Below are 3,959 nucleotides of genomic sequence, written 5' to 3' on the forward strand. Positions count from 1 at the left end.
GCGACCGTCACCCGTCCCTCGCCGCCGACTGTCGTCGCGGTCGCCGGTGCCGGCGCGGGTTTGGGCTCGCCGCCGTCGGTCGCTGGTGTGCTCCCACTGGTGGCGGGGGGATCCGGTTTCTTCTCCTCCTTCTTCCCTCCCGACTTGGCGGCCAGGAGGACCCCTTCGACGGTGACGTCGTTCGTCACGACGCGGACGACGTCGCCGCGCGCGAGCCCGGTCGGGACGAGCGCCGGGACCGACACCGCGCGTTTTCCCTTCGGGACGCGCTTCGATAGTCCCCCCGTCGGCGGCGCGGCGGAGACGGTCGCACGCGCCTCCTCGTCGATGCTCACGGTGACGTCCGCGAGCTCGAGCTCCGTCGTCAGCCGCTCGGCGAACCGCCGCTCCAACTCGGACAGCGGGAGCTCCGCCGGAAACGTCCACTCCCCTTCGCCGATCGCCTTCCGCGTCTCGGCGGGCAGCGGCGGGTACCCCTCCATGTCGCCGACCTCGCCGACGACCGAGACGCGGACCTGTCCGCGCCCGCCGACGAGCTCAACGACGTCCGTCGAGAGCGTTCGTTCGCGCAGCTGCTTGAGCGAGACCCGCTTCGGCACGCTCGCGCCGAGCTTGTCGCCTTGTGCGTGCGCGTACAGCGAGAGCATCAACACGACGATGATCGCGGTGAGGATCGCTGGTGCGCGCTCCGAGCTCCGGATCGTCTCGTCGTTGAGCGCGAGCAGCCCGCCGTTGATCCCCGCGATCGCCAACGCGAGGACGACGACACCGAGCCCCGGGATCGTCACCCCAGTGAAGTATTTGAAAATGAACCCGAGTATCCCGGCGATCAACGCGGGGACGATCCCCGTGAGTATCCCGAGATAGATGCCGAAGAGGATCTCGACCGGTAGCGCCATACCCCCACCAACACAGGACTAGTTAAATCAGTACTGCCATCGGTGACGGGCAGTCGCCGTATCGACAGCGTGTCCGGCGCTCCGTCAGCCGCCCCCTCACCAGCGATCCGATCACCGGCGATACGTCACCGCCGTTTCGACTCCCGTCCCCACGTCCTCGGGAGGTTTAAGTTAGCGCTCGGTCACCGGGGCGGTATGGAGTGGAGTCGCGAGTGGGCGTCGGCACGCGCGTCCGTTGTCCTGACGTTCGCCGTTGCCGTCCTCTCGATCGTCGTCGGCCTGTTGCACATCGGCGGGTTCGGGGTCGAAGGACCGCTCACCCCGTACGTCCCCGATCTCGTGTTACGGACGGTCGGCTTCACCGGCACGATCACAGGGTTCGCGATGCTCGGCAGCGGGTTCGCACTGAAACGCGGCTATCGTGTCGGGTGGTACTCGACGGCAGTACTGCTCCCGCTGACCGCGATCCAGGGACTGATGCAGGCCTCGGTGTTCTCGCTCCCCCTCGTAATCCTCTCAGTCGTCTCCGTGCCCGCGCTGGTGGTCAACCGGGGGCGGTTCGACCGCGACTTCACCCCGTCCCCGACCCAGCTCGCGGCCGGCGCGGCGCTCGGGACCGCCATCGCGTACGGTACGGTTGGGTCCTACGCCCTCCGCGACGAGTTCGACGGTATCGAGACGATCGTCGACGCGTTCTACTTTACCGTCGTGACGGCCTCCACGGTCGGTTACGGCGATATCACCCCACAGACCGGTGCGGCCTCCGACATCGCGCAGCTGTTCGTCCTCTCCTCGCTCGTGATGAACGTCGCGGCGTTCGCGGTCGCGCTCGGGGTCCTCCTCACGCCCGCCATCGAGGCGCAGCTCTCCAAGGCACTCGGAAAAATGACAGAAAAACAGTTCGACCTCCTCGACGGCCACGTCCTCGTGTTAGGCTATGGGGACCTGACGGAACCGATACTCGAAGAACTCACCGACCGCGGCGGCGTCGACTTCGCGGTCATCACGACCGACGAGGCCGCCACGCGACGGCTCAGCGAGCGGGACATCCCCGTGCTCACTGCGGACCCGAGCGACGTCGAACCGCTCCAGCGAGCGCATATCGAGGACGCCCGCGCGGTCATCGTCGCGACCGACGCCGACGCCCGCGACGCGCTCGCGATCCTCACCGCCCGCCAGCTCAATCCAGGGGTCCGGATCGTCGCCGCCGCGACCCAGCGAGAAAACGTCAACAAGCTCCGGCGTGCCGGCGCTGATCAGGTTATCTCCCCCTCGACGCTCGGGGGACACATCCTCATCGACTGCGCGTTCGGTGCCGACAGCGACGATGCGACCGCGGACTCGCTCGGGGAGTCGTTCGGGTTGAACGAGTAGCCGTCCCGGTCACGACGTAGCGGACATCAGCGGCTCCGCCGACCCTTCGTCTGCCGATAGTCCCGGCTCAACACGTTCTCACGGAGGTGATCTCGAAAGGCGTTCGCCGCCGCGTCCGTCATCGTTCCCGGGTCACGCATCGGGACGAGCTCGAAGCCACGGCCACGGATCGTCGTCGCGTGTTCCGCCTCGATGTCGAACGAATCCGGTGATCGGGTCGTGTACTCGACGGCGAGCGATCTGAGAACCCGTTCGCCGACCGGAACGATGATCTGTGGGTTGATCATCCGTACTTCGGCGTTGAAGAAGGGCTCGCAGGTGACGATCTCTTCGTCTGTCGGCTCCCGTTCAGGGTGTCGACAGCGCGTGAGGTTCGTAAAAAAGACGTTCTGTACGTCGGGTTCGGCTGCATCCGGCTCGGACCGGACGAACCCGAGGTCCGCGAAGATCGACTGAACCCGTTCGCCGCCGCCCGCCCCGGTGAAGGGGACGCCGTTAGCCTCCGCGGCTGCTGTCGGGCGCTCTCCGACGACGAGGAACTCCGCGCCCACGTCGCCGTACCCGTGTACGACCGTCTCACGGACCGAACACAGGCCGGGACAGTTCTCACAGTCCGGGTCCATCCCGAACGGGTTCGCGAACTCCGTCTGGTTTGCGTCCACGACTTTACTGGGGCGGTCGTTGACCTAAACCCTACGGCGAGGCGTGAGAAATTGAGACGACGGACCGACTAGGTCAGGGTGTACGCGTCGCCGTCGCGGTCGATCATCCCCTGCTTTCGCAGGGTCTTCAGAATGCTGTACAGCGATATCTTCTTCATCCCGAGCGAGTCACACATGTCCGCCACCGTGGCGCTGTCGTTCGTCGTCAGGTACAGGTACACCAGCTTCGCGCGGGGAGACTGCAGCTCCGGCGGAAGCGCGGGAGCCGCCGAGTGTGCCGTCTCTGTCTCTAACATCTTACTCGACTCAATGCCTTCGACGATAATAAATCCCCCATTCAACGATCGTCGAAACACATGAAAACACGCGTATACCGCCCCAAACGGTTCGTATCAACGGATCCGGGCGGGAGCCGACGCCGGTTCACACGTCCGCAGGCCCCGAACCCCCGACCGGTTTCGACCGTCGACGGATACGGAACCGTGAACGATCCGGATCGACCGGTTCAGTACGACCGGACCTTCGGCTCGTACGTCTTGTTCTCGCCTTCGAGGATGGCGGGTTTATACCAGAGCTCGGGTTCGCCGTCGTTCCACGAGACGAGCGTGTGTTTTAACCAGTTCTCGTCGTCGCGCTCCTGACGCTCCTTGCGCCAGTGGGCACCCCGGAACTCCCGGCGCGCGAGCGCGCCCATCGTGAGAGCCTCGGCGATGTCGAGGATGTTTCGGGTCTCCATCGTGTGGATGAGGTCCGTGTTGAACGTCCGCGACGGGTCCGAAACGGCGACGTCCTTGTACGCCTCGCGCGCCTCCCGGAGGTCGCCGAGCGTCTCTTCGAGCCCGGGCTCCTCGCGGAACACGTTGACGTTGGCGGTCATCGTCTTCTGGACCCGCGACCGGATCTCAGCGTGGTTGCGCCCCTTCCGTGAGAGCAGCTCCTCGACACGATCACGCGCGCGCTCGACTTCCGCTTCGAGCACGCTCCCGGCGTCGGCTGCGACCGCCCCGCCGTCGGCGGCGGCGGG

At 66.1% G+C, this 3,959-nt stretch carries 4 protein-coding genes and 1 pseudogene; 1 reads left to right on the top strand and 4 read right to left on the bottom strand.

The annotated features are described in order from the left end of the window. A partial coding sequence (locus ACFQEU_RS12420; protein WP_379782593.1) for a DUF8167 domain-containing protein occupies positions 1 to 899 on the bottom strand: 899 nt, incomplete at its 3' end. 195 nt (positions 900 to 1,094) lie between these two features. Between ACFQEU_RS12420 and ACFQEU_RS12425 the strand changes: the two genes are divergently transcribed. Further along, positions 1,095 to 2,273 carry an NAD-binding protein gene (locus ACFQEU_RS12425; protein ID WP_379782595.1) on the top strand — a complete coding sequence of 393 codons (1,179 nt, stop codon included), beginning with the start codon at positions 1,095 to 1,097 and terminating at the stop codon, positions 2,271 to 2,273. 26 nt (positions 2,274 to 2,299) lie between these two features. Here the strand turns inward: ACFQEU_RS12425 and ACFQEU_RS12430 are convergent, their stop codons facing one another. The 3 genes and pseudogenes from ACFQEU_RS12430 to ACFQEU_RS12440 form a co-directional block, all read right to left on the bottom strand. Then, positions 2,300 to 2,935, bottom strand: coding sequence for a uracil-DNA glycosylase (locus tag ACFQEU_RS12430; RefSeq protein WP_379782597.1), 636 nt, complete (start codon positions 2,933 to 2,935; stop codon positions 2,300 to 2,302). Between the two features lie 68 nt (positions 2,936 to 3,003). Then, a complete protein-coding gene (locus ACFQEU_RS12435) occupies positions 3,004 to 3,231 on the bottom strand; it encodes a TrmB family transcriptional regulator (RefSeq protein WP_379782599.1) in 228 nt (75 codons plus the stop codon). A gap of 209 nt (positions 3,232 to 3,440) precedes the next feature. Next, positions 3,441 to 3,959: pseudogene (locus ACFQEU_RS12440) on the bottom strand (FAD-binding protein); the annotation flags it as partial.

Origin of the sequence: Halorubrum tibetense (assembly GCF_042661865.1) — an archaeon.
GTDB classification, from domain to species: domain Archaea; phylum Halobacteriota; class Halobacteria; order Halobacteriales; family Haloferacaceae; genus Halorubrum; species Halorubrum tibetense.